This is a genomic window from Calothrix sp. NIES-3974 (assembly GCF_002368395.1).
Lineage (GTDB): Bacteria > Cyanobacteriota > Cyanobacteriia > Cyanobacteriales > Nostocaceae > NIES-3974.
Window position 1 is genome coordinate 792974 of sequence record NZ_AP018254.1, and the last position, 24317, is coordinate 817290.

Sequence of the window (24317 nt, forward strand, 5' to 3'; positions counted from 1 at the left end):
CCCAAATCCAAAATCCCCATGACTGACACCACTGATAAAATTATCAACCCCGATATCCAAACCCGATTAACTGCAAGTATTGCTCTCTTGCGGCAAAAATTGCGGAGTGGACAACAACAAATGGCTGATTGGGTGGGTGGACAGTTAGCCGTATCTGCGGTTCCTGGTGCGGGAAAATCCTATGGGATGGCTGCTGCTGCTGCTATCGCGATCGCGCGACAATATTTAGCGGTGGCTAATAGTGGTCGGTCTGTATCCCGTCGGCAGTTGGTGGTAGTAACTTTTACCCGTTCGGCGGCGGCAAATATTAAGGCGAAAATTGCGGAAAACCTAAAAAAAATGGCTCTTCCCCAAACGGGTTTTGCGGTTTATACCCTGCACGGATTAGCATTAAATATTGCTACTCGCCATCCGGATTTGTCCGGTTTGGATTTGAATAATGCCACCCTGATTACACCCAATCAAAGCCATCGCTTTGTCCGGTTAGCGGTGGAAAAATGGATTGCTAGTCACCCCCAAGCATATCTGCGGTTGTTGGAGGGGATACAGTTTGATGGGGAGGAAACGGAACGGTTGCGTCGTCAATCGGTGCTGCGGACGGAGGTTTTACCGGAATTAACGACAACTGTTGTCCATGAAGCCAAAAGTTCTGGTTTATTACCCGAAAATTTGCTGGAACTAAGTAATAGCACGGAAGATGAATATGGAATTTTACGCATTGCTGCCGGGTTATATGCTCAATACGAAGAACTGATGAAAACGCGGGATTTCATTGATTACGATGATATGATTTTGGCGGCTTTACGGGTATTAAATCATCCTTTCACCCGACGTAGCGAACAAAACCAGGTTTTTGCCGTTTTTGAAGACGAAGCCCAGGATTCCAGTCCCCTGCAAACCCAATTACTGGAAATTTTAGCCCGTGACCCCAATGATGAAGGTATACCCCCCAATATTATCCGCGTTGGCGACCCTAACCAAGCAATTAACTCCACCTTTACCCCCGCAGACCCAATTTATTTTCGGGAATTTTGTGAACAATGTCAACAAATCCAGCGTTTAGCAACAATGGACTGTGCGGGACGCAGTACCCATATAATTATTGAAGCCGCAAATTATACCCTGCGCTGGGTCAATAACTTCTATGGGCAAAAATTCCAGGAAGCACAACCAGACTCTCCTCCCCCCACACCCTTTCGTAATCAAATCATCCATCCCCTAGACCCGGACGACCTCCAACAAAACCCAGCACCGCAGGGAAAAGGATTAGAACTGTATGTACCCTATGATATTTTCCATACGGTCGAATTGATTTCCACACGCATAGTAGAACTACTGACAACCAACCGAGAAACCAATGCCGCCATTTTAGTGCGGGAAAATCGTCAAGGTCGCTGGATGGCCGCAGCCTTAGCCCAAATCTGCCAAGACCATGATATTCCCCTCTACGATGCCGGAGAACGCGATCGCCATTCCCACATTCCCAGTGAAATTTTAGCACTCCTGCAATTTTGCGATCGCCCCCATTCCCCCGACAATCTCAAAGCTGCACTCACGGTTTTAGTCCAACGTCAACTCATCCCCACCCAGGATTTAAACGCCCTCGCAGCCCAACCAGAGGACTTTTTATACCCAACTCCCCTAACTCCACCCCCCAGTGATTCTGCCCGTATTGCCGCCCGCATTTGTCGTAGTTTACTCCGCGCGCGGATGGAATTACCGATATACCAGTTAATTTCCTTTTTGGCTTTGACCCTGAACTATGAACAAGCTGAACTCGCGACTGCTGATAAACTTAGCGAACGGGTGAATCAACAAATTGCTGGAAATGCCAATATGGGAACAATGTTGGGTGTATTAGGGGAAATAGTTAGTTCCGAGCGCTTTGAACCCGTTGAAGAGGGAAATATGGAAGCGAAATATACGAAAACCGGACAGTTAACAATTATCACCATGCACAAAGCCAAGGGATTGGATTGGGATTATGTATTTATCCCCTTTCTCCACGAAAATTTGATACCAGGTAAATCCTGGATACCTCCCCAATTCCAATTCCTCGGTAATTTTACCCTATCGGAGGTAGCCCGTGCCCAAATTCGAGCAGCCTTACACGGAAGTCAAAAATTACCCGATGTCGGTAAAGCTTGGGAACAAGCGAAATATTTGAAAATCGCTGAAGAGTATCGATTGTTGTATGTGGCTATTACCCGTGCAAAACGTTTATTGTGGATGTCTGCGGCAAAAAAAGCCCCATTTACCTGGAGTAAACCCGAAAATTTACAAGAACAAGCTGCTTGTCCTGTTTTTTCGGCTTTATTAAAGCGGTTCGCAGAATATCAGGTCAATTTGCCACCAAGGTGATACATGAATTTGAGATTTTGGATTTTTCTCTATTAAACTGCTTGCAAATTACTCCCCAAACTTCGGGGAGGGAACTGGATTTTTGTTTCCCCTGTCTAGGGGGGTTAAGGGGTGGGGTTCTTCATACGCATCTTTAAATATTAATTAAATGGGGTCTGCGGAAAAAGTCTTTTAGTGAGGGAAGGGAGTAGGGAGTAGTGGTCTGTCCCATAAGTTTTGAAGGTTTAGTAGTGAGGAATTTATCCCTCAAATCAAGGACTAGAACTACTCCTGTAACCCCTCAAAATTAATGGGACAAACCAGTAGTTTTAAACCAAAAACTCCTCTTTTTATTGGCTCCTGAAAATTTCTGTATGCCTATTGTTTGCACTTTTTACGACTTAAAATCCCGTAGATTCCTTGCAAAATCAGAGTTTTACTATTTTTCAGCAAGCCCTAAATAAATTGGTTAAGCAACACCTGTAGGTGACTCCTGCTCTCCCACTCGCCGATTCAAACAATCTAAAATAATATCTAGTTGATACTGCATCATGCAAATGCTGGGAACCAAACTTGTTGGTAGATACGAAATTATACGTAATTTGGGTGAAGGTGGTTTTGGGGAAACCTATATTGCTTGCGATACCCAACTTCCTGGTTCACCGCAGTGTGTGGTCAAGAAGTTAAAGCCGTTGGCGGATGATTTGGAAACGCTGCAAACTGCTCGCAGGTTGTTTGATACGGAAGCCAAGGTGTTATTTCAGTTGGGTAATCATCCGCAAATCCCCCAGCTATTAGCCTATTTTGAGGATAATCACTCATTTTATTTGGTTCAGGAGTTGATTGTCGGGGAGGATTTAGCTGGAGAGTTTATCCCCCATCAACCCTGGAATCAACAGCAGGTGGTTGAGTTTTTGCAGCAAATCCTGACAATTTTGGATTTTGTCCATCAACAAAATGTGATTCACCGCGACATTAATCCCCGGAATATTATTCGGCGATCGCGCGATCGCTCGTTGGTGTTGATTGATTTTGGTGCGGTTAAGCAAATTACTACCAATATTGTCAATACCCAGATGGTTCCCCAGAATCGAACTGTGGTGATTGGGACTCCTGGGTATATGTCGGCGGAACAAGCTCAGGGTAATCCCTGTCTTAGTAGTGATGTGTATGGGGTGGGGATATTGGCAATTCAAGCTTTAACGGGGGTAAATCCCACGGATTTTCCTCGCCATCCTGATACCTATGAAATTGCTTGGCGAGATATTTGTCCAGGTGAGGTGGATGGGGGATTAGCGGATTTAATCGACAAGATGGTTTGCCATGATTTTCGGATGCGTTACAGTTGTGCTGGTGCGGTTTTGACTGATTTGCAACAATGGATGCAGCAGGGGAAAAATACGGCAACTTTAGCCCTAGCTCCCCCCTCTGGAGGTGTGACACCAGTTAGGAATTCTTTTCCGAGATGGAAAAAATCCCTGATGGTGTGGATGGTTTCGGCTGTGGGATTAACTGCTGCTGGTTTAATTACTGCGGCTTTTGTAATTAAGGGGATTAATACTGCTAATTCCAGTCAATTTTATGAACAAGCAAATACCCTCTATGACTTAAACCGTTATGAAGATGCATTACAAGCTTATAACAAAGCTTTAGAAATGCGCGATAATTTCCCCCAGGCTTGGTATGGTAAAGGTAAAGTTCTTTCTGCCTTAAAACGCGATCGCGAGGCTTTAGCTGCCTATGACCGGGCAATTCAACTAGAACCGGATTTACTGGATGCTTGGGGAGAACGGGGTTTGGTTTTAGTCCGATTACAACGCTACAACGAGGCAATTAGCGCTTTTGACCGGGTATTGGCTGTTGATGGCAAAAATGCGACTATCTGGAATGCGAAGGGTAATGCCTTAAGTCAGTTAAACCAGCTAGAACAGGCAATTAAGGCTTACGATGAAGCTATTGGAATTAATCCGGAAAATCCAGGGTTTTACTATCATAAGGCTTTGGCTCTACAAAAATTAAATCGCTTTGATGATGCGGTGACAAATTACGACAAAGCCATTAACCTCCACAGTAATTCCGTTAATACCTGGTATCAGCGTGGTAATGCCCTATTCAATTTACAACGCTATCAAGATGCTTTGGCATCCTACCAAAAAGCTGTCGAACTCAAACCGGATTTTGTCGCAGCTTGGCTATCCCAAGCCAATATTCTCATGAATCAAAGACGCTACCAAGATGCGATCGCCTCCTTTACCCAGGTAAATAAACTCAACCCCCGCAATTATACCGCTTGGTATGGCAAAGGCTGGTCACTACACCAATTACAACGCTACGATGAAGCCATCACCGCCTACAATCAAGCGATCGCTCTACGACCCAATCACTACCAAGCCCATTACAATTTAGGCAATGTCTTCTATCAACAACAAAAGTACAGTGCAGCTTTAGCTGCTTACAACCGCTCCCTCCGTGCCGATGATAATCACCCAGAAGCCTGGTTTGCCCAGGGTAATGCCTACTTTAATCTACAGCAATATACCAATGCCCGCACCGCCTATGAACGAGCGATCGCTCTCAAACCCGATTATCAAGCTGCTATCAATGCCCGCAATCAGGTTGAAGAGATTCTCAAAAATCAATCCCCAACTCAATCAAACTAGTATTTGTTTCGGGTCTGCGGAAAAAAAGTAAAATTTCACGATCGCTCATCAGAACTTCAAACTGCTGGCGAACTTGACCACTGCGATCTCAAAACACCTTGATCCAAACAGATGTATCAACAATTCCTAATCTAATTGAGCAAATTACTAATTAGCTCGTCAGTGACTTGCAGTGGACTAGCCAAATCTCTTACATACTTCACTTGTTCATCTGGATTCCATTTCTTCCAGGAGAAATCTGATTTGAGTTTTGCTTGAATGATCTGATACTCTCTGCGCTCTGGAGAGAGTTGTCGCCATTCTTGCCATTTTAGCCGCGACGCTTCTCCCTCTTTTTCAACCTCCATTTCTATCAATGCTTCAACAACTTGATTAGCGACTGTAGAAACTAAAGGACTTCCTTGTATTACTGGATCATTTGGATCGGTGCTGAATTTAGCCTCCATCACTACGCGATGAAGTGCTATTAACTCATCATAGTTATTGATTGAAAATGCCATTGTAATGCCTCAAGAAACGGGCGAGCTACTTCTATTGATCGGCTAACGACCCCATTCACCCGCCGCTAGTAACTTCTCGGACTTAACGAAGAAACTTGATGCGGTCGGCGAGTGCTGTAATTTTCAAAATCCAAAATAATTCCGATAGCAAAAAATTCCAATAGCAAAAAAAATGTGCCAATAGCTAGCTTAGATCCTGACACTATTACACTATTGTTTATTTGTTCTTCTATTTTGCCTTCGTGAGTTGCTTTTAGGGGGTGTTTAGGTTATGCCAGACAAGACTTGCGTAAATAATTATAGTTTGCCCAATTTTACTTTAGCTTAGGTGGTTTTTGTCAAGATGTCAATAATCAGTCTGAAAGTATGATTATTTCGTCGGCATATTGAGAATAGAGTCAATAATATTGAGAATAAGCCGGGTCGTTTTGTCAATAAGCCGAAAAACCGGGGAGATGTCAAATTTTGGCATTTTTGTATATTTAAATAACTAATCAATCAGACACTGGTGTTTATTGACGCTATCTTCTACTGAATCCTGATTCATCACGAAACCAATGTTGTAGAGACGTAGCATCGCTACGTCTCTACGGTGATTGTGGTTTGAATCAAAAATGTAAATAATCATGATTCATGGGATGTTATTTTTGCTGTGTTTTGGGGAAACATAACTATGTGGATTTCCAAATGCCACGGTTTTTGTGTCCTTGTAGTTAGTATTTTGCTGCTGGATAAAACAAGTATTTTTATCTAGATGCATTTACTAATAGTAATTTTACGGAGATAAATAATTTGTGGAGAATGGATTTGGGCAGCTTACAATTGGTTCGGTGTTGTCATGGTGTAACGTCAATGATTATGTAACTAAATTATTCAATTAATTGAAAAAATGTTTTTGAAAATAGGTTGAAATATCGATTAAATCAGATATGGAAATTCTGGAGATTTTATTTAACAGGAAAAAATATCCAAAATTTCATTGAGAGCGTGATTTTCTGTTCTCTTATGGAAAAATAAGATATTTCTTTCCTGTATTTCTCATAAGGGGAGTGATAAGTGTTGAGTAATGGGTTAATTGTCCAACTAATCCCTAATAAAGACGATTCACCGGGTTATCTATCCCTACTCCGGAAAAGTTTGAGGAGTTTGCTCCAAATCTGGGATATTGACTGATTTGAAGTTAAAAATATATATCTGCAAAATAAAATGATGATTCGGCTATCTTTCCTAACCAATAGTTTCCTCAAAAACAGCTATTTATTCACAATAGTCGTATTTTGTTTGCAGCTATTTTCTCCATCAGCAAAGGCGATAGATACACCTGGTGAAGAAGAGGAATTAGGAATAGATGATGATTCAATACCCCACATCACCAGTCACCTTGCAGAGACACAGCCTATTCCTCAAGCAGAAAATTGGCGGGAAAGATTACGTCGTCGTAGTTGGGAGAAACTACAAGCACAGCAGGATACTTTATTCGATGTCAATTCCAGCAAACTTCAGATAGAACCTGCTGTTATATCTGAAAATACCCATTTAGCAGATAATTCCCATCACCTAAATAACGACCTATCAACTGAACTTCCCAGTCATCAACAATTACAGAAACAGCCAAAACCAAATAACTTAGAGCCAAACACCAACGAACAAACAAATACACCCGTCCAACTTTCCGCAAGCGACACCACCAACTTCAGCGTTTTTCCAGTTGGGATTAATATTGGTCGGCGAAACGTACTGCGAAGCGTTTTGATTCGCGGTCGGGAAGATGGAGAACAAGCCACCAATTTTGAAGCTTGGTTAGTACCCTTTGATGCTGTCGTAGAAGCATTGCGATTAGATGTAAAGACCTTAGATGATGGTCAACTAGAAATACGTTCTCCCGGTCTAGTGACACGGATTAATCCTCGCACTCTGTCAACCGACTCCGAATTAGGCTTAGTGTTTTCCGTTGCCGAGATTCGGCGTTTATTTGGAGTGGGGATTGAATTTGATGTCAACGAATATGCGATCGCATTTGATATACCCTGGTTAGGTAAACGGGGGGGAAGGTTTGTCCAGGAGGATTTACCGGTGATTTTGGATGGTTTACCCCAGTTTCAACCGGGTGGATTTAATCTTGCAGGAATAGAACAACAGTTGAATGCAGCAGGTAGTAGTACTCGGAATACGACCTACCAAGGAGACTTGCAAGCAGTTGGTTCCTTCGCTGGTGGTTCCTGGTTTGTGCGTACCGACCAACCTCGCTTCAACGACCGTGAGACTTGGCGAATTACGGAAGCTCAATATCTGCGACAAACCAACCAAGCAGATTACTTCATCGGTTCCCATCCAACTTTTTGGCAAAGACGCAATGATGCTGGCTATGTGGGATTTACCTACATTAACCGTCAGGGATTTCGACCACCCCAGCGCTTTAGTAGTGGTTTTTCCGACCCCCGTCAACGTTTACAAGCAGCAAACGTTGGTAGAACCATTAGCGGACAAGCGGAACCAGGGAGTTTAGTTCGCTTAGTAGAAGGATTTGGTGATATAGCGATCGCCGAAGTGTTGGTGGATTCGTCGGGAATTTATCGGTTTGAGAATATTACCACCAAGAATGATGCATTTGCGACTAATTATCGTGTGTTTATTTATCCAGAGGGACGATTAACTGCGACTCCAGAAATCCGCAACGCTGAAGTTTCCACCGTTCCTGGTCAAATACCCCCTGGTGCTTCCGCTTGGATTGTTTCTGGAGGATATCGTCGTCGCTTTGACCGGGATTCTGGTTTATTCGGTAATTTTACAGACTTGAGTGGAGGAATTGCCGGACGGTGGGGAGTATCGGAAGCTCTGACCTTAGGAGTTGGTTCAATTTATGATGAAGGGGTACGGGGATTAGGGGAAATATTTTATCGTCCCCGTAATTTCCCTCTGGAAATGGCGGTATCCGCGCTTTCCGGGGATAAATGGCATATTATTTCTAATGTGCGTTTTGAACCATCACGACGGTTGAGTCTGAACTTTAATAGCGATCGCTTTTCCCAGCGTTGGAATGTGAATTGGAATTTATTGCGGGGTTTAAGTGTGTTTGCCAATGCCGATAATCGCAATCCTGCTAGTGCTGGTTTCCAATTTAGTTTTAGTAGACGGGGTTATTCCACTTTTGGACGGGTGAGTTTAAATACGGCAAATCAACTAAGGTGGAACTGGTTACAGCGCTGGGGAAGGGCTGAATTTCGGCAAAATGGGAATGAAATCGGTACCTTATCGGAATTTACTTACAATTTTTCCCGCAGTGCGAGTCGGGGTCATGCACTACTGTTGAATTACGAAACCCGCAGTCAAAATCAAGGTGATAATTTACTGACGGTGGGATGGCGTTATCGTTCACCTGGTCGTAGTAACGACGGTTATTACGCATTGGAAGGACAACTTGGTTACGCTATTGGTAGTCGGGGAAATGGGATTACGGCTTCCGTTGGGACAACAATTATACCAGGAATTTTATTGCGGGGACGTTACCAGGGAGTCTCCCTAACTTCCGATACGGCTACTTTTAGCATCGATTTAGTTTCCAGCTTGAATCTGCAAGGAGGCTTTAGTCCCGGAGACAGACGGGCTAATTACCTACGTACCCAAGGGGGATTGATGTTACGTCCCTTCTTTGACCGTAATCACAACGGGAAACATGACCCAGGTGAAGAATTTTATACCAACAATACAGATTCCCTGGTAGTGGTGAATAATAAACCCCTGAAACGCTTTCAATCAGATATTCAACGCGATCGCATCAATGTGAGATTATTTCCCGGAACCTATCGAGTAGACCTAGATCCTGCTGGATATCCGATTGATTGGCAAACCAAACAAGATGCGATCGCGGTTCAAGTCGTTGCTGGTAGTTATACCGAGGTGATGATTCCCCTCGTTCGTGCCTACAGTCGCTCTGGGGTGATTACGGATGCTCAGGGTCAACCAATGGCTGGTGTCAGGGTGGAAGCAATTTCTGCGGATGGGAAACGACGGTTTTCCGTAACAAATTCGGCAGGAGTTTATTATTTGGAAGGATTAGGACAGGGGGGATATCAGATTTTAGTTAATAGTCAATTAATTAGTAATTTGCAGTTAGACGAGAATTCAGAATCTTTTCAAGAATTAAATTTACAGGTAGCTGAAGATTCTCATAGAGATAGGGAGACAATTAATTCTCTTGGGGAAGGAATGAATAATAATCAATATGAAAACCGTCTTAACCAACTACTCAAACGTCTAACACAAGACCTTCCCCAAGGAAATATCTAGTGGTTTGTCAAAATAGAAATGATGGATACATTTATTTATAACTCAAACACGGACAGGATACCTACACTAGCGTCACATAATCCAATTAAAGTTGACAAAGTACTAGCCGATTCCGCAGGGAATTTATTGGACTGACGCAAGTGTCACAATAATTTTGATTTTTTGTTTGTAGTCAGTGCGTATAACGCTGACTTTGAGGACTAAAGTCCTCACTACAAACTAAAATATACACCTCCATCCAAAATATAATTCTCCTTAATTGAACCGTATTCAGCTAAATCCAAAATCTATAGACGCACGTGGTGCGGATCAACCGAAGAGTAATCCAAAATCCAAAATCCAAATGATTGACACACAGACGCAATGGGAATATTTTTTACAAAATGTGGGTATTTGGGAAGGTTCATATATCACCTATACGATGGATGGTCGGGTGATTCATGAAATTCCGAGTTGTTGTTGTGTCGAGACTTTGAATAACCAGCAACATGCTCGTACCTGTCTAAAACGGGATGGTTTTCCCGATTTAAAGCTAGAATTTAGTGTTTTACCCAAAAATATTATTTACCACCAAGATGGTTCCTATTCCCAGGGTAATTTAAATTACGCAGCCTATGGCGATTTTGCCTGCGAATTCGGCTTAATTCATGGTTCACGCCGACTGCGGGGAAGTGTTTTATTTGATGTGGTGGGATACCCCGGTCGAGTAATCCTGATTCCTGAATACCTGGAAGGTACTGAAAAGTCTAAATCAATTAAACGCTTTGGAGCCAAGGATTTGCTGGGAAAGTGGGAAGGTTTAGGGACAACGATTTACCTTGATGGTCGTCCTGGAGTTAAATACACGACAACGGTTAATTACTACATTGATGAATATCAACGTTTGGCTCAGGATGAACATGTTAATGGCTATCATTGGCAATCCTCTGCTCAAATTAAAGGACAGTTATTTTTATTTGATAACGATTCCGAGCGAATCCAAAAAGTTGTGTTGTTACCTGGTGGTGCTTCCCTTTCCTTCCCTGCTAAATTACAAATGCGCAAACCTGTGTATTTAGAAATGGCTTGGTTGGTTGAACCCCATGTTCGTCACCGTATTACTCGCTACTACAACCAATTTGGTGAATGGCAGGAAGTTTCATTAATGATTGAAAAGAAGGTCGGATAATACAATTTATTTACCGTGGTCGGTTTGTTGACAAAGGGCGATCACCTGAATGTGGTATTGTCAGCTAGATTTTGGATTATTTGCACTGTTGGGTATCAACCAATACAGTTCATTTAGACTTAAAAGCCTGATTATTGGGTAGGTTGGATTGAAGAATCTAGAGGTAGTAGCCCTCGTGGAATACGTCCCCACGCGGAGCATCGGGACGAGATCATCACACAAACTGTGTTAACTTATGGGTCAATTTCCACAAAATCAGCAGTCTATGCAAAGCCTCAGCCCAACCTACAGTTATCTTTAACACCAAGCGTATTGGGGTATCAACAGGTTTCCCTATATTCTGTCTCCTCTGCAAATTCTTTTTCTAGAAAGACTTCCAAATTAGCTTTTTCTAGATAGAATAGGGAATGCTGTCTAAAATTTAAGTTATACTAACTGCATGGCAAAAAAGAGCATGATTGAGCGCGAACGTAAACGCGCTAAAATGGTGGAGAAATACGCTGCAAAGCGAGAAGCATTGTTGGAAGAGTTTAGAAAAGCGGAAAATCCGTTGCAAAAGCTGGAAATTCATCGCAAAATACAGCAATTGCCCAGAAATAGCGCTCCTAGTCGCCGTCATAATCGTTGCTGGGTGACAGGTCGTCCCCGTGCTTATTATCGGGACTTCGGTTTGTGCCGTAACGTTTTGCGGGATTGGGCACACAAAGGTTTATTACCTGGTGTGGTTAAATCGAGTTGGTAATCGGAATTTTGGATCTTGGATGCATTCAGATTGACTGAAAATCCAAAATCCAATTTTTTTGATTTCAGGTTAGTACCAATTCCCAAAATGTTGGCAACACATCCATAGTGGGAGCATCCCAATTATATAAAAACATGTTTTGTCCGCAGTGAGTGCAGCGTACGCGGAGCGTTCTCGAAGAGTAGCAATCGCAAAATCCATCACTCGGAATGAGTCCATCGATTACTGAAGGTCATACTTCCAATACAGTGATCATATTATTCTGTTACCGAGTAATAAAAGCTGGGATGCACCCTCCATAAATACGAAACACAATATCTGTGGAGACGTAATATATATTGTGTGGAGACGTAATATATTACGTCTCTACAAACTGATTTACTGTCCGCAACACTTGTCAATACCCAAACTTTCCAGGAGGAGGTCGCTAACTGCATTTGCGATCGCAAATTCTCCGTAAAAGCTTTTAGAAAAGTCAAAGGATTGCATTTCGGTGACAATGGCTATCACTAAGGAACCAAGGTCATTTTCTCCTTCCATCCGTTGACGCACAAAAATCGCTGATGCTCGTTCGGCGATTTTTTGATTTATGGCTTCGGGTAAAAATTCTTCATCTAGCCATTTGTGTAGTTTTTCTTTTAACCATTCTCCTTCCTGTTCTGGATGTTGGGATGGTGGTAAAGTAATTGGTGGTATTGCTTGTGTCATAGATTGTGATAAAAATAATTCACCCATTCGGACACAGGAGTCAGGATAGATTAGCTGGAGTAGTTTCCGACAAGTTGATTGCGGATAAATTGTATATTTTGTCTAATTAAGCCTAATTAAAATTTGATTCTGTATCCTGCACCCTGCATTTTGTATTTTGATACTTATGGATTATGATATCGCAGCTATTATCCAAGGTTACGCCCAAGGTTATTTTCTCATGGCAGACGATGATGATAGCTTGGGTTGGTATAGTAGTCGCGATCGCACTTTAATCCCCCTGGATGAGAGATTTCGCTACCCGAAATCCCTCCGTCGAGTCTTGAACCAACAACGGTTTCAAGTCGCTATTAACCGGGATTTTACCGCAGTAGTGGAAGGTTGTGCCAATCGAGAAACTACCTGGATCTCAGCCGAATTAAAACATATATATTATGCCCTACATCAAGCAGGATGGGCCCATAGTTTTGAAACTTGGTCGGGTGATGAATTAGCCGGGGGAATTTTAGGAATTGCGATTCGGGGTGCATTTATTGGCGAATCCATGTTTTTTCGGATTCCCGATGGCTCAAAAGTCGCAATGGTGAAACTAGTAGAACATTTGCGATCGCGTGACTTTAAAATATTTGATGCTCAAATGATGAATCCCCACTTAGAGAGATTTGGAGCCTTTCGGGTTGGTGATATTGAGTATAAAATCATGCTGGATTCAGCTTTGTCCCTCCCCTGTAAATTCATCTAACTTCCAGGTTAAATTCAGTTTTGTTATCTTTTGAAACCCAGGGAAGATACCGAAAAAAGTAAAAAACTGATATCCTGAACGGTCATGGGATTTTGGATTGTGGATTTTGAATTGAGAATACAGGATGCAAGAGACAGGAGACAAGAGATAGGAAGATAAACAATCATCAATCAGACTGAATATTGAATTTGTCTTCCCAATCTCTCCTACAGACGACCCGTCGGGTCGTCTCTCCCCTACTCCCTGTACAGACGATCCGTCGGGTCGTCTCTACTCCCTACTCCCCAATTAGAAGATGACTGAAAATTATCGCCGTGCCAAACTACGAGGAAAATCCTTTCGCGGGTGTAATTTAAGTGGTGTAGACTTTACGGGCGCAGATATTCGTGGCGCAGATTTTAGTGGCGCGAATCTCACTGGTGCTGATTTTAGCCAGACCAATACGGGATTACAGCGTCGCTGGGCAATTTTGTTGATGATTTTGACACTAATCTTAGCCTCCCTATCTGGTTTGTTAGCAGCAGTGGGTGGCTCCCTAGTCGGTGTTTTATTATTAGGTAACAATCGCGAAAATCTGTATGTTGGTATTGTTTGTGTCGCAGTGATTACCGTATTTTTTCTGATTACAGTGCGACGCGGAATCGCTGCTGCCTTCGGATTTTTAGCCTTTTTCGTCACCTGCGCAGGAATTGCAGCCGTTGGCTGGGCTGGTGTAGTCGCCGTCACCTGGGCTGGAGAAGCAACAACAACAGGGGCGATGGAAATAGCTGCCAACGTGGCCGTGATTGTATCAGGAGTCGTAGCAGTTTTAGGTATAATTGCGGGCACTGTCGCAGCTGCGGGTACTGTCACCCTTGCCGGAGCGATTGCAGGAATGTTTGCGGTGACATTAACTGTAGCAGTTACAGCATTGATTTGTGGTGCAGTATCGGTGGCGGCATTACAGGTAAATATTTTAACCGGGGGAGTTGCGATCGCGATCGCGGTTTGTGTGGTGTTACTATCTGCCTATATTGGTTGTTTGGCTTTATTTGAAGATACCAAACAAAGCATCGTGCGTAAAGCCGCAATATCCCTGGCAACTCGCTACGGTACTAATTTTCAAAATAGCAATTTAACCGACGCAAAATTTAGTAAATCATCAATCAAAAACGCCAATTTTACCCAAGCCAATTTAACTAGAACCTGTTGGTTTCAAGTCAAAAATATTCACCTAGCTCAAATTAGTAATAGCTACTTAAATAACCCCACAATTCGGCAAATAGTCACCACCAAAAACCTACAAAATCGCAATTTTGATTACGCCGATTTGCAAGGAATTAATTTACAAGGGGCCATCCTCAAAGACGCTAGTTTTGTGGGGGCAAAATTAAACGGTTCTAACCTACGGGAAGCCGACCTGTCCCGCGCTACCCTGGTGAAAACAGAAGTTGCTCAAACCGATTTTCGTGGAGCTTTACTTACAGGAGCCTACATCCAAGATTGGCAAATCACACCAGAAACTCGCCTAGAAGATGTTAAATGTGAGTATATTTTCATGCGAATTCCCAGCAAAGAAAATCCTAACCCCTGTCGTTTACCAGCAAATTGGGGGGAAACCTTTAAACCCGGTGAGTTTAGCAAATTATTTCGCCCTGTCACTAAAGTAATTATTAATAATTCGTAATAGGCTATTACGAATTACGAATTACAAGAGAAATCGGGTTTTGAAAATTGTTAGCAAACCCGACTTTTCTTCAAAAATTAACGCCGACGGCTACCAAACCCCGTACTACGTCTGGTGGAAGAACCCCTAGAGCTACCGAAACTACTGGAGCTACCACTGGAACGTCTGGGTGTACTACGACCCGATGAGCGTAGGGTGCTGGAACCATAGCCGGAACCAGTTGCACGGCTACCAGTATTTCTTGGGGGTGTATTGCGAACTGTACTGGTGTTAGGATAGTTTCTGCGGATAGTTCCGGTGGTGCGGAAAGTAGTACGGTTGCGAACTGCGGCAGGGGCGGAGTTATACTGATTCCGATAACTCGCTACAGCATCATTGTAGGTACGTCCATAGCCACCGTATCCGTAAATAATACCACCTGAAGAATAGACAGGGGGGACATAATACTGGGGTCTAAATAGGAGACTACCGATTGCTTGTCCTGCAACAGCACCAGCAAAAGGTGCCCAAAAACCATTTTCACGTCGCACAATCACCGTTTCGGTTTGTCCTGTTTGGGGATTGGTACGGTTTTCCGTCACATTGTGAATATATTCAATTTTAAAATCTTCGGTTAAATATAAAACCGGTTGACCATTTTCCACTTTCAAGTAAGTTTTTTGACCCGCTTTGATTTCCTCATCGGTCAAACGAGCCATTTGTAAATTATCGGTTTGGAATCGCGGAGGGTTACTACCAATTAAAAATAGGGTGTAGGAACCATCTGCATCATCATAGCTAGCTTGCTGCACCTCATACCGACCATCGGCGATGCGGGTATTACTAACTGTTTGATTCTGACTGATATTGCTAGCTGGGGGATTACCGTTAGTTTGAGCTTCACCTCCGCAGGCAACAGTTGTAACACACAAACTAAACGCTAGTAAAAAAACAGTGCATTTACGCAAAATATTCATTATTTTTTTCATGTTGTCCTTTTAACTATGAGCTTAACAACTTCTCCTTATTAACGTTGAGTAGGGAAGTCCCCACAATTCTCTGAGATTAGCAAAAATGCGATCGCACTCTCTTCCCTTGTTGTCCAGACCACCTGTGGGGTTGTCTGTTTTCCCCCTCTCCCGATTACAGGGGAACTAATTCTGGATAATGTTGCAGCAACTGGTCGCTGGTAAGTTCGTCTCCCAGACGTGCGGGGGAAAAATGCACCTGAATTGCGCGCAAATTATGTTTGTAATGCAAATCGATGATGGCTTTCAAGCCTCGTTTTAATTCTGCCACTCCTGCGAGATTGGTTTCTAGGTCGGGTACTTCTCCCTCGTAGGCAATAGTCAGCATCACTACGACGTTTTCCGTGGGAGGTAAGGTTAAATTTGTATTTGTGTCGTTGGTTTCTAAATCGGGTTCGCTCAGGTAGCGCTGGGCTGAATCGGTAAACAATTCGTTAAAGAAATCCCCCGCTTCTCCTTCTTGCCAAAACACATCCCCTTCGTTATGGACGGACGACCAATGATCATCGTATTGCAGCAATGCTTGACAAACATCTACTAAACATTCTCCCATCACTTCCATGTCGCCGTCTGCATCAATTGCTTCACGGGCTGTACGATTTAATACTCCGAGAATTGGTGTCACATCTGTACCACTCAAATGTACAAATATACGACAGACAACGTAACGGGTTCTACCCATCATGCGATTAAATAAACCAGACATGTACCGACTCCCTGTTGTTGAGATTCTCTTGATTAGCTTAACCATGATTGGGATGAGAACGGACTAGCACAAAGACGTAATTTTTTGTCATAAAACGTAACTCTAACTTTGTTCCAATTCTTGCTAACTTAAGAAACACTGCTGAAATCAGTTAGCAGTTAATAGTTATACTGCGAGTGGTTAGCAGTGAGCTACATAGCTTAATTCACAAGCATTGTGGCTATTTCAGAAGTTCAATTTATTACTCTTTGCAGTATAACCATTACCGATGAGATGAAAGATATCTTGGAATAATTAGCTCATCACAAATCGGTGGTAACTGGTAAAGCATGAAAGTTAATTACAGCCAGAATCGGAGGTAAGTCAATTGATCACAACGCTATTACGTGATTCAGAACTCAATTCTCCCACGGAATTATGGCCAGGAGCTTCCCCAACAGAGGTGGAAACGGTAATTCGTGCGGTTTACCGTCAAGTTTTGGGAAATACCCATGTGATGGAAAGTGAACGCTTACATGTGGCTGAATCCCAATTGCAAGCACGGGAAATTACCGTTCGTGATTTTGTCCGCCATGTGGCCACATCCCAGTTATATCGCGATCGCTTTTTTCACAATTGCTATCGTTATCGAGGCATAGAGTTAAATTTTAAACATCTGCTAGGACGCGCTCCCCAGGATTACCAGGAGATGTCTGTCCATAGTCAAATCCTCGATCAGCATGGTTTTGAGGCGGAAATTGATTCCTATCTAGAAAGCGATGAGTACATGAACGCCTTTGGTGATCATGTTGTTCCTTTCTATCGCGGTCATACTACCCAAGTGGGAGTGAATGCTGCTGAATTTGCCCACATGCAACAATTATTTACAGGTAATGCCACCAGTGACGCGGATACCCAACCAAAATTAACGCGATCGCTGATTTCCGCTCTGACCTACAACCCCCAAAAACCCACCGATGTCAATTCTCTGTTGGCTCAGGTTCTCGGACTCAATAACCCCCCTCCAGCCATTGAACCACCTCGGTACCAACCTTTCTATACAGAAATTCTACCCGCACCGCAGCAATTGCGGGAAACTATTCAAGCCCAAGCCGGTGAGTTAGAAAGTTTACAAGCCCAATTAGCAGAATTACGACCTTTTGCTAGTATCGGTGCATCCCAGGTGAGTAATTTTACGAATTTTGTTGATTTGGACAAGTCGCAATCTTGGCAAGACTACGCAGATGTTCAAGCCCAACGGATTGCCACCCTCCGAGAACAAATTGCCGATGCGAGAAGACTTGCAACTATCGGTGAAGCTCGCTTGAATCGCTGGAGAAGTCGAGTATTTACCAGGTGAAGTACTTCCAGGTCGAAGAAGGGTCGACATATTGTTGGAACGCAGTTAAGCATGTAGCTTGAGCTTTAGGAGTCGGGTTTTCTCCGACACCCGACTTCTTACCTCAAAGCCAATCAATCATAGTTGCTTGTTCTGGCAATTTTGCATCTTTTTGTCCTATGTAACGTGACCGTGCTGTGTATATACCAATGGGTGTATCCAGAATATCAATTAAGCTTGCTTGACCAAAAAAGGCTTTTATCACATACTTGGGTAAATCTCGGAATAACCAGCGTCCAATCACATACAAACATTCCCGGAGGGATACTTCCCGCATCAAGTCAATTCCGTGGAGTTCATGTAAATAGCGGTTAGAACGTCCATAACGTCGCCATTGACTGGCTAATTCCCTCAAGGTCGCACGGTGACGGTGTTTGACAATTGCATCGGGGACAAATTCGATCCGACCAATATTTTCTTTTTGGATTCGCCAACAAATATCCGCATCTCCCCCCGTACTTAAATAGGGACGGAATAGACCGACTTTTTCTAAAGCAGTACGACGAATTGCTAAATTGGCAGTTTGTCCGTAGGGATAAAATTTGTGAGCAAGGGTATGTTTTTGGGAAAGAGTTTGATGGTGATCGGCAAATTTTTCGAGGATGGTATGACCAGAAAGGGCGATAATTTCCCCTGCGACGATGGCTACATCCGATTCGATGAAGGGTTGAATGAGAGATTCTAACCAGTGGGGTTGGGGACGACAATCCGCATCGGTGAAGGCAATGATTTCCCCCGTTGCGTGACGGATACCCGTATTCCTTGCAGCGTAGGAACTTTGGATATTTGCTTCCTGGAGGGGAATTAGGTTAATGTGGGTATGGGCGGCGGCTGTTTGTAATTGGGCAAACGTGCGATCGCTACTATTGTTATCTACTAATAAATACTCTACATGCTCGCTCGGATAGGTCTGTGCAAAAAGACACTCTAGCAACTCCGGCAAGTCTGCCTCCCCATTATAAATCGGTATGACGACCGACACTTTGGGCATAAACGGATTCATGGCTGTTTTTTCGGCTGTATCAAGGGTTGTCGGATACATAAAATTCAAGGTTCTAGCTGGAAACTCCTAATTTAGTATTCCCCAACTAAAACCTGAAATCAGTAATTTGAATGCAAATTAAGTTACATTTCGCGAAGCGTTTTCACGTATAACCCATCCGGATAGATCCGTTCCCATCTTGGGTTATAAATTATTTGTATTCAGCGAACGAAATTGCGATCGCCACTGGGGTGAACCTGGTTTGGCTAAGTGGTTACTCGATAAAATCGAAAGGGCACGGGCATAGTGAGGGTCATTCAGGGTTCCTAACAAGTCGGGATTTGATGCCAGTTGTTTTTGCTGACTTTCGCTCAAATCCAGCTTAATATCCGGGGTAATCCCTTTCTGGTTAATATCAGTACCCTTGGGAGTATAGTAGTGGGCAATGGTAATCGCCACACCGGAACCATCTGCTAACTCATGCACCGATTGCACTAATGCCTTACCAAAGGTGGTTGTCCCAATCACAACCGCCCGTTGATTATCCTGGAGCGCACCTGTTAAAATCTCACTAGCACTGGCAGAATTACTGTCCACCAACACTGCTAAGGGCTGTTTCGCTAATGCGGTTCGATTCGCTTTTGTGATATCGTTACCACCCTTACGGTCTACAGTCCTGACAATCGAACCATCGTCCAACCACATCCGAGCAATTTCAATACTCGCTTGCAACAAACCACCCGGATTTCCCCGCAAATCCAACACATAGCCTTGCGCACCTTTACTGTTTAAATCACGGATGGCACGACGCATCTGTTCTGAAGCATGGGCACTAAATTCCCGTAGGCGAATATAGCCAATTTTCCGTGTCCCTTCCTGTCGCATGGTATACTTGACTGCGGGGACTTCGATTGTTGCCCGGGTGAGCTTGACATCAAACTCACCTTGACCTTGACGACCAATTCGCAACACCACCGCCGAACCTACCCGTCCTCGAATTAGTCCGGAAGCATCGTCAATTTTCATCGTTGCCGTTGGCTTGCCATCTATCGCTAAAATTTCATCCCCAGACTGAATTCCCGCTTTGAGAGCTGGTGAATTTTCAATCGCTTCTACGACCGTCAAACGCTTGGTTCGCTCATTGATCTCCATCCGAATCCCAATCCCCGATACTTCCCCCGCAGTTTGACTGGTTAGGGCTTGATACTGCTTGGGGTCGAGAAAACGGCTGTAGGGGTCATTTAACAACTTTAATGCGTTGCGAATCGCATTGTAAGCTTCTTCTTTGGAACTGTAATCTTTACTTAGTAACTCCCGTCGTACCGCAAGCCAATCATTCTGATTAAACTTGCCATCGACATACTCGCGGTTTACTAGCTGCCAAACTTGGTCTACTATTGCCTTCGGGCTGTCCTGTAATGTCGCCTTAGCTGAACGACACCAAGCTAAACCCAAAAATGAAAAAATCGCTGTGGAAGAAATTAATCCACTAATTAAGGCTAACTGCAATGGTGAGTGACGGTTCGCAGATTGGTTCATGTATGTGCTGGAATAATCGTAATTGTTGACAGTTTAGCAATCAGGTTCAGGGATACATAGTTTTAGGCTGATTTGGCTGATTTGACTGTTATACCCTGTGAAATGGCCTCTAGGTTTACTCTACAAGATAAACCCCAGGAAGAACCGTATTCTCAGTAACTTACTATACAGCCCCTGCAAATCTTATCTGGTTTAGTCGCACTCCTCCGGAAAGAAAATTATCACATATCATTGAATACAATTGAATACTACAGTAAATCGTTTATTCAGTGAATTTGCGTAATAATGAATCCCTCTTCTTAAGATAACACTGGAATTGCTAATGATCTGAGTTAATAGAATTTTACAAAGTGAATGGGTCAAGAGGATGTAATGAAAAGAAATGTAAAGAGGTATTTTAATGGCATACACCATATATCTTTACAAAATAGACTACACACCAAATTATTCAGGAAACTACAAAAGGGAAAATTCAGGCAGAAAATTGGCGTGGGGCTGGGGGTGTTCCTGAGCCTATGGCTAATTTATAACACTATAACCCTGATTCGGGCTTCTTCCAAGTCTGTTGATGCAGTCTTTGTACTTGGTGGTAGTATTCAAAGAGAAATATACGTTTCCCAGCGAGTAAATCTGTTCGGTGAGATACCAATCTTGATTTCCCAGGGTTCAAAGGACCCTTGTATTCGTCTGATTTTTGCGCGGGAGAATGCACCAATTCAGAATGTTTGGTTAGAAAAGTGTGCTAAATCCACATTTGATAATTTTTTGTATGGATTACCAATTTTACGTAGTTGGCATGTGGAAAAAGTAAAATTAATTACCTCTGGTTCCCATGTTTTTCGGGCTGAATTGATGGCAAAAATTATTCTCGGTTTTCATGGGATATGGGTGGAAACGGAAGTTGTCCCGGAAACGGGTAGACCTGGTAATCAGGAATCTCACTGGAAAACTGTTTTAGATATTGGACGTAGTGTTATTTGGGGGGGATTGAGTCATCTATTGCAACCCCAGTGTGGGAATGTGATTAAGTTAGAAAATGTGGATATGGGTCAATGGGAACCGGGTAGTTTTAAGTGTGAGAGACAGGGAAATTTGCAGTAAGTAGGCGGATGGTGAAAATTGTCGTTAAGAGCAGGGAGAGACGCGATATATCGCGTCTGTACGGGGGTAGAGACGACCCGTCGGGTCGTCTCTACGCCGAATGATTGGTTACATCATGGTTTTATGTTTAATTGCACCTACCTACTTAGACAGGAATAAGGGACTAGGAGACGGGAGACAGGAGTAGTGCTTTTAAGTTGTTTGACTTTTCTAACCTCGGTTGCTATATTAATAAATAACGAACGTTCGATATAAATAAATTTAGTTTAAATAATGCCAAAAATTGTAGATAAAGAGTTGTATCGTCAGGAGTTACTAGAAAAATGCTTTGATTTGTTTGCCCAGAAGGGATATGGTTCGATTACGATGCGGCAGATTGCCAAGGGTTTGAATGTGTCAACGGGGACGTTGTATCACTATTTTCCCAGTAAGCAGGCTTTGTTTGAGCAGCTGGTGGAGGAAAAACTCCAGCGTGATATTTATTTTGTGACAAAGCAATGGCAAGGAATAAGGAGTCTTGATGATAAAGCGGAAATACTTGCTGATTATTTAGCGAAAAATCTGGAAGACCAGATTAAATGGACATATTTGATGGTTGACTTTGCTCAAAATCAGGAGAGGGAAGGTGATGTAGATGGTCAACGTTGGCAAGAAACCTGCGATCGCTATCGTTGGGCAATTTATGAATTTATTGGGGTGGAAAATCCGATAATTGCGGATTTTGTCATGTCATTAATTGATGGTTTAATTCTGGAAAAATTGTTAGGAAATCTGAATCTTGATGTGAAAGCTCAATGTATGTTGTTAGCAAAAATGGTGAATGCTTATTTGGAGAAAGAAAATAGGATGCAGGAGACAGGAGACAGGACAATACAATTCGGATAAGAAAGACCCAAAATAATTGTAGAGACGCGACATATAGCGTCTCCCAAAATCACTGAACCGTATTGGGAGATAGGAGTAAGAAGTATGAATATCTTTAAATTCAATTTGTATTTTCATTTCTGAGGGAGTGGGGAGTAGGGAATAGAAAGAGAATTAAGCCTTGACTTAAAACTTACTGTTCACGCGTGAAAAATCGTGAGAAATACAGGATATTCCCAATTCAAAATCCATAGACGCACGTAGTGCGGATCAACCGAAGAATAATCTAAAATCTAAAATCCAAAACCGAATAATCTCACATGAAAATGACACCGTTGATCGAACCAAAAAATCGATGGTTGTTGGGTTTAGTTACGGGTGCAATATTCGTAACCGGAGGTGTAATTTACTATGGTTTAGCTCCTTGGGGATTGGTAAATTCCCAAAAAGCAAAAACAGAATTGGTAACACCACCAATCACCAAGGTATCAGCTTTAGGAAGACTAGAACCAGAAACAGAAATAATTAAATTATCTGCTCCTGTTGCTTTAGATGGGGATAGGATAGCAAAATTATTGGTTAAAGAAGGGGATAAAGTTCAAGCTGGTCAAATAATTGCGATTCTGGACTCTCAAAATAAACTTGAAGACGCATTGCGGATTGCGAAAACACGAGTTGCGATCGCAAAATCAAAACTTGCACAAATAGAAGCAGGTGCAAAAATCGGAGATATTCGCGCTCAACAAGCTACGGTGTCCCGTCTACAAGCACAATTACAGGGTGATGTAACCGCACAACAACAAGCGATCGCGCGGTTGGAAGCGCAGTGGTTAGGGGAAAGACAAGCGCAAACGGAGGTAATTGCGCGACTGGATGCACAGTGGAAGGGGGATCAACAAGCTCAAATTGCTACCATTCAAAGACTGGAAGCGCAATTAAATAACGCAGAAGCTGAATTTAGACGGTATCAACAACTTGCAACGGAAGGTGCGATTTCCAATTCACTATTTGATGAGAAGGGTTTGAGTTTGGAAACCGCTCGTCAACAACTTCGGGAAGCAAAAGCAGTTCTTGTACGGATTAATGCAACTAGTCAACGTCAACTGAGTGAAGCACAAGCGGAGTTACGACGCATCAACGCAACTAATAGTAAGCAAATTAGTGAAGCGAAGGTAGGGTTAAATCGCATTCTTCGGACGGGAAATAAACAGGTGATGGAAGCGAAAGCTACTCTGACGAGTATTGCAGAAGTCCGTCCTGTTGATGTTCAAGCTGCAAAAACAGAAGTTGCGAACGCAGAAGCTACACTAAAACAAGCAGAAACTGAGTTAGAGCAAACTTTGATTCGCGCTCCCGATGCAGGTAGGATCATGAAAATCCATACCCGACCAGGGGAGAAAATTAGTGCAAACGGGATTGTGGAATTAGCTCAAACAGAACGGATGGTTGCTGTTGCGGAGGTTTATCAAAGTGATATTAGTAAGGTGAAATTGGGTCAACCTGCGGTAATTACTGGTGAAGCGTTTACTGGTGCTGTCAAGGGAAAAGTTTCCCAGATAGGTTTGCAGGTAAGTCGTCAGAACGTGTTTTCTAATCAACCAGGTGAAAATTTAGACCGTCGTGTCATCGAGGTGAAAATTCGCATCAATCCAGAGGATAATCCACGGGTTGAAGCTTTATCGAATCTTCAGGTACAGACGGAGATTGATATCGGGAAATAGGGAGTAGAAGGAAAATTAACGAATTACGAATTAGTAATAGCCTACAGCAAGGCTGCACCTACGTAATTTTTGGGTTTAATTCTCCTTCTTCCATCGTGGATTTGTTAGGGTCGGGTCTAAATTCCCGAACCTAATAGTCTGGAACTACGAATTACGTAAGCATTGCTCTTTTGCAGGAGTAATGATCAATTACGGATTAGAATAAT

Annotated in this window: 17 protein-coding genes; 11 read left to right on the forward strand and 6 right to left on the reverse strand. The window is 43.0% G+C overall.

Features of this window, described 5'->3' with window-relative positions:
• The first annotated feature begins 18 nt into the window (after positions 1–18).
• Both CDC37_RS03105 and CDC37_RS03110 read left to right on the forward strand, forming a co-directional pair.
• Positions 19–2361 carry an ATP-dependent helicase gene (locus tag CDC37_RS03105; RefSeq protein ID WP_096620444.1) on the forward strand — a complete coding sequence of 781 codons (2343 nt, stop codon included), beginning with the start codon at positions 19–21 and terminating at the stop codon, positions 2359–2361.
• Positions 2362–2891: 530 nt separating this feature from the next.
• A complete protein-coding gene (locus CDC37_RS03110; RefSeq protein ID WP_231943204.1) occupies positions 2892–5000 on the forward strand; it encodes a tetratricopeptide repeat protein in 2109 nt (702 codons plus the stop codon).
• A gap of 131 nt (positions 5001–5131) precedes the next feature.
• On the opposite strand, the gene CDC37_RS03115 is transcribed toward CDC37_RS03110, so the two are convergent.
• Positions 5132–5500 carry a hypothetical protein gene (locus CDC37_RS03115; protein ID WP_096620445.1) on the reverse strand — a complete coding sequence of 123 codons (369 nt, stop codon included), beginning with the start codon at positions 5498–5500 and terminating at the stop codon, positions 5132–5134.
• Positions 5501–6706: 1206 nt separating this feature from the next.
• On the opposite strand from CDC37_RS03115, the gene CDC37_RS03120 reads away from it, so the two are divergent.
• From CDC37_RS03120 to rpsN, 3 genes are all read left to right on the forward strand, one after another.
• Entirely contained in the window at positions 6707–9787 is a 3081-nt protein-coding gene (locus tag CDC37_RS03120) for a carboxypeptidase regulatory-like domain-containing protein (protein ID WP_096620446.1), read from the forward strand.
• A 343-nt stretch (positions 9788–10130) separates the two neighbouring features.
• Positions 10131–10955, forward strand: a complete 825-nt coding sequence (locus CDC37_RS03125) for a DUF3598 family protein (protein ID WP_157780628.1) — start codon at positions 10131–10133, stop codon at positions 10953–10955.
• 439 nt (positions 10956–11394) lie between these two features.
• Positions 11395–11697, forward strand: coding sequence for a 30S ribosomal protein S14 (rpsN, locus tag CDC37_RS03130; protein ID WP_096620448.1), 303 nt, complete (start codon positions 11395–11397; stop codon positions 11695–11697).
• A gap of 378 nt (positions 11698–12075) precedes the next feature.
• Here rpsN and CDC37_RS03135 read toward each other — a convergent pair whose 3' ends face one another.
• Positions 12076–12405, reverse strand: a complete 330-nt coding sequence (locus tag CDC37_RS03135) for a hypothetical protein (RefSeq protein ID WP_096625864.1) — start codon at positions 12403–12405, stop codon at positions 12076–12078.
• Between the two features lie 166 nt (positions 12406–12571).
• Between CDC37_RS03135 and aat the strand changes: the two genes are divergently transcribed.
• Entirely contained in the window at positions 12572–13147 is a 576-nt protein-coding gene (aat, locus tag CDC37_RS03140; protein WP_096620449.1) for a leucyl/phenylalanyl-tRNA--protein transferase, read from the forward strand.
• A gap of 295 nt (positions 13148–13442) precedes the next feature.
• Positions 13443–14813, forward strand: coding sequence for a pentapeptide repeat-containing protein (locus CDC37_RS03145; RefSeq protein WP_096620450.1), 1371 nt, complete (start codon positions 13443–13445; stop codon positions 14811–14813).
• A gap of 77 nt (positions 14814–14890) precedes the next feature.
• Here the strand turns inward: CDC37_RS03145 and CDC37_RS03150 are convergent, their stop codons facing one another.
• Together CDC37_RS03150 and CDC37_RS03155 are read right to left on the reverse strand one after the other, a co-directional pair.
• Positions 14891–15769 carry a hypothetical protein gene (locus tag CDC37_RS03150; RefSeq protein WP_172892826.1) on the reverse strand — a complete coding sequence of 293 codons (879 nt, stop codon included), beginning with the start codon at positions 15767–15769 and terminating at the stop codon, positions 14891–14893.
• Positions 15770–15935: 166 nt separating this feature from the next.
• Positions 15936–16526, reverse strand: coding sequence for a DUF1517 domain-containing protein (locus CDC37_RS03155; protein WP_096620452.1), 591 nt, complete (start codon positions 16524–16526; stop codon positions 15936–15938).
• A gap of 367 nt (positions 16527–16893) precedes the next feature.
• On the opposite strand from CDC37_RS03155, the gene CDC37_RS03160 reads away from it, so the two are divergent.
• Positions 16894–17865 (forward strand): phycobilisome rod-core linker polypeptide, encoded by a 972-nt coding sequence (locus CDC37_RS03160; protein WP_096620453.1) that lies wholly within the window; start codon positions 16894–16896, stop codon positions 17863–17865.
• 103 nt (positions 17866–17968) lie between these two features.
• Here the strand turns inward: CDC37_RS03160 and CDC37_RS03165 are convergent, their stop codons facing one another.
• The gene (locus CDC37_RS03165) at positions 17969–18946 is read right to left on the reverse strand and encodes a glycosyltransferase (protein WP_172892749.1); all 978 of its coding nucleotides are present in this window, start codon (positions 18944–18946) and stop codon (positions 17969–17971) included.
• A gap of 144 nt (positions 18947–19090) precedes the next feature.
• Positions 19091–20425, reverse strand: coding sequence for a carboxyl-terminal processing protease CtpB (gene ctpB / locus CDC37_RS03170; protein ID WP_096620454.1), 1335 nt, complete (start codon positions 20423–20425; stop codon positions 19091–19093).
• 501 nt (positions 20426–20926) lie between these two features.
• On the opposite strand from ctpB, the gene CDC37_RS03175 reads away from it, so the two are divergent.
• The 3 genes from CDC37_RS03175 to CDC37_RS03185 all read left to right on the forward strand — a co-directional run bounded on the left by CDC37_RS03175 (position 20927) and on the right by CDC37_RS03185 (position 24111).
• Positions 20927–21526: a YdcF family protein gene (locus CDC37_RS03175; protein WP_231943205.1), complete on the forward strand. Its 600-nt coding sequence runs from the start codon at positions 20927–20929 to the stop codon at positions 21524–21526.
• Positions 21527–21799: 273 nt separating this feature from the next.
• Positions 21800–22411 (forward strand): TetR/AcrR family transcriptional regulator, encoded by a 612-nt coding sequence (locus CDC37_RS03180; protein WP_096620455.1) that lies wholly within the window; start codon positions 21800–21802, stop codon positions 22409–22411.
• Between the two features lie 299 nt (positions 22412–22710).
• On the forward strand, positions 22711–24111 hold the full coding sequence (locus CDC37_RS03185) for an HlyD family efflux transporter periplasmic adaptor subunit (protein WP_096620456.1): 1401 nt from the start codon (positions 22711–22713) through the stop codon (positions 24109–24111).
• Positions 24112–24317: the final 206 nt, after the last annotated feature.

Excerpts from the sequence above, each read along its gene's own strand:
- CDC37_RS03105 (WP_096620444.1), top strand. The coding sequence starts at position 19 with ATGACTGACACCACTGATAAAATTATCAACCCCGATATCCAAACCCGA.
- CDC37_RS03110 (WP_231943204.1), top strand. The coding sequence starts at position 2,892 with ATGCAAATGCTGGGAACCAAACTTGTTGGTAGATACGAAATTATACGT.
- CDC37_RS03115 (WP_096620445.1), bottom strand. The coding sequence starts at position 5,500 with ATGGCATTTTCAATCAATAACTATGATGAGTTAATAGCACTTCATCGC.
- CDC37_RS03120 (WP_096620446.1), top strand. The coding sequence starts at position 6,707 with ATGATGATTCGGCTATCTTTCCTAACCAATAGTTTCCTCAAAAACAGC.
- CDC37_RS03125 (WP_157780628.1), top strand. The coding sequence starts at position 10,131 with ATGATTGACACACAGACGCAATGGGAATATTTTTTACAAAATGTGGGT.
- rpsN (WP_096620448.1), top strand. The coding sequence starts at position 11,395 with ATGGCAAAAAAGAGCATGATTGAGCGCGAACGTAAACGCGCTAAAATG.
- CDC37_RS03135 (WP_096625864.1), bottom strand. The coding sequence starts at position 12,405 with ATGACACAAGCAATACCACCAATTACTTTACCACCATCCCAACATCCA.
- aat (WP_096620449.1), top strand. The coding sequence starts at position 12,572 with ATGGATTATGATATCGCAGCTATTATCCAAGGTTACGCCCAAGGTTAT.
- CDC37_RS03145 (WP_096620450.1), top strand. The coding sequence starts at position 13,443 with ATGACTGAAAATTATCGCCGTGCCAAACTACGAGGAAAATCCTTTCGC.
- CDC37_RS03150 (WP_172892826.1), bottom strand. The coding sequence starts at position 15,769 with ATGAATATTTTGCGTAAATGCACTGTTTTTTTACTAGCGTTTAGTTTG.
- CDC37_RS03155 (WP_096620452.1), bottom strand. The coding sequence starts at position 16,526 with ATGTCTGGTTTATTTAATCGCATGATGGGTAGAACCCGTTACGTTGTC.
- CDC37_RS03165 (WP_172892749.1), bottom strand. The coding sequence starts at position 18,946 with ATGTATCCGACAACCCTTGATACAGCCGAAAAAACAGCCATGAATCCG.
- ctpB (WP_096620454.1), bottom strand. The coding sequence starts at position 20,425 with ATGAACCAATCTGCGAACCGTCACTCACCATTGCAGTTAGCCTTAATT.
- CDC37_RS03180 (WP_096620455.1), top strand. The coding sequence starts at position 21,800 with ATGCCAAAAATTGTAGATAAAGAGTTGTATCGTCAGGAGTTACTAGAA.
- CDC37_RS03185 (WP_096620456.1), top strand. The coding sequence starts at position 22,711 with ATGAAAATGACACCGTTGATCGAACCAAAAAATCGATGGTTGTTGGGT.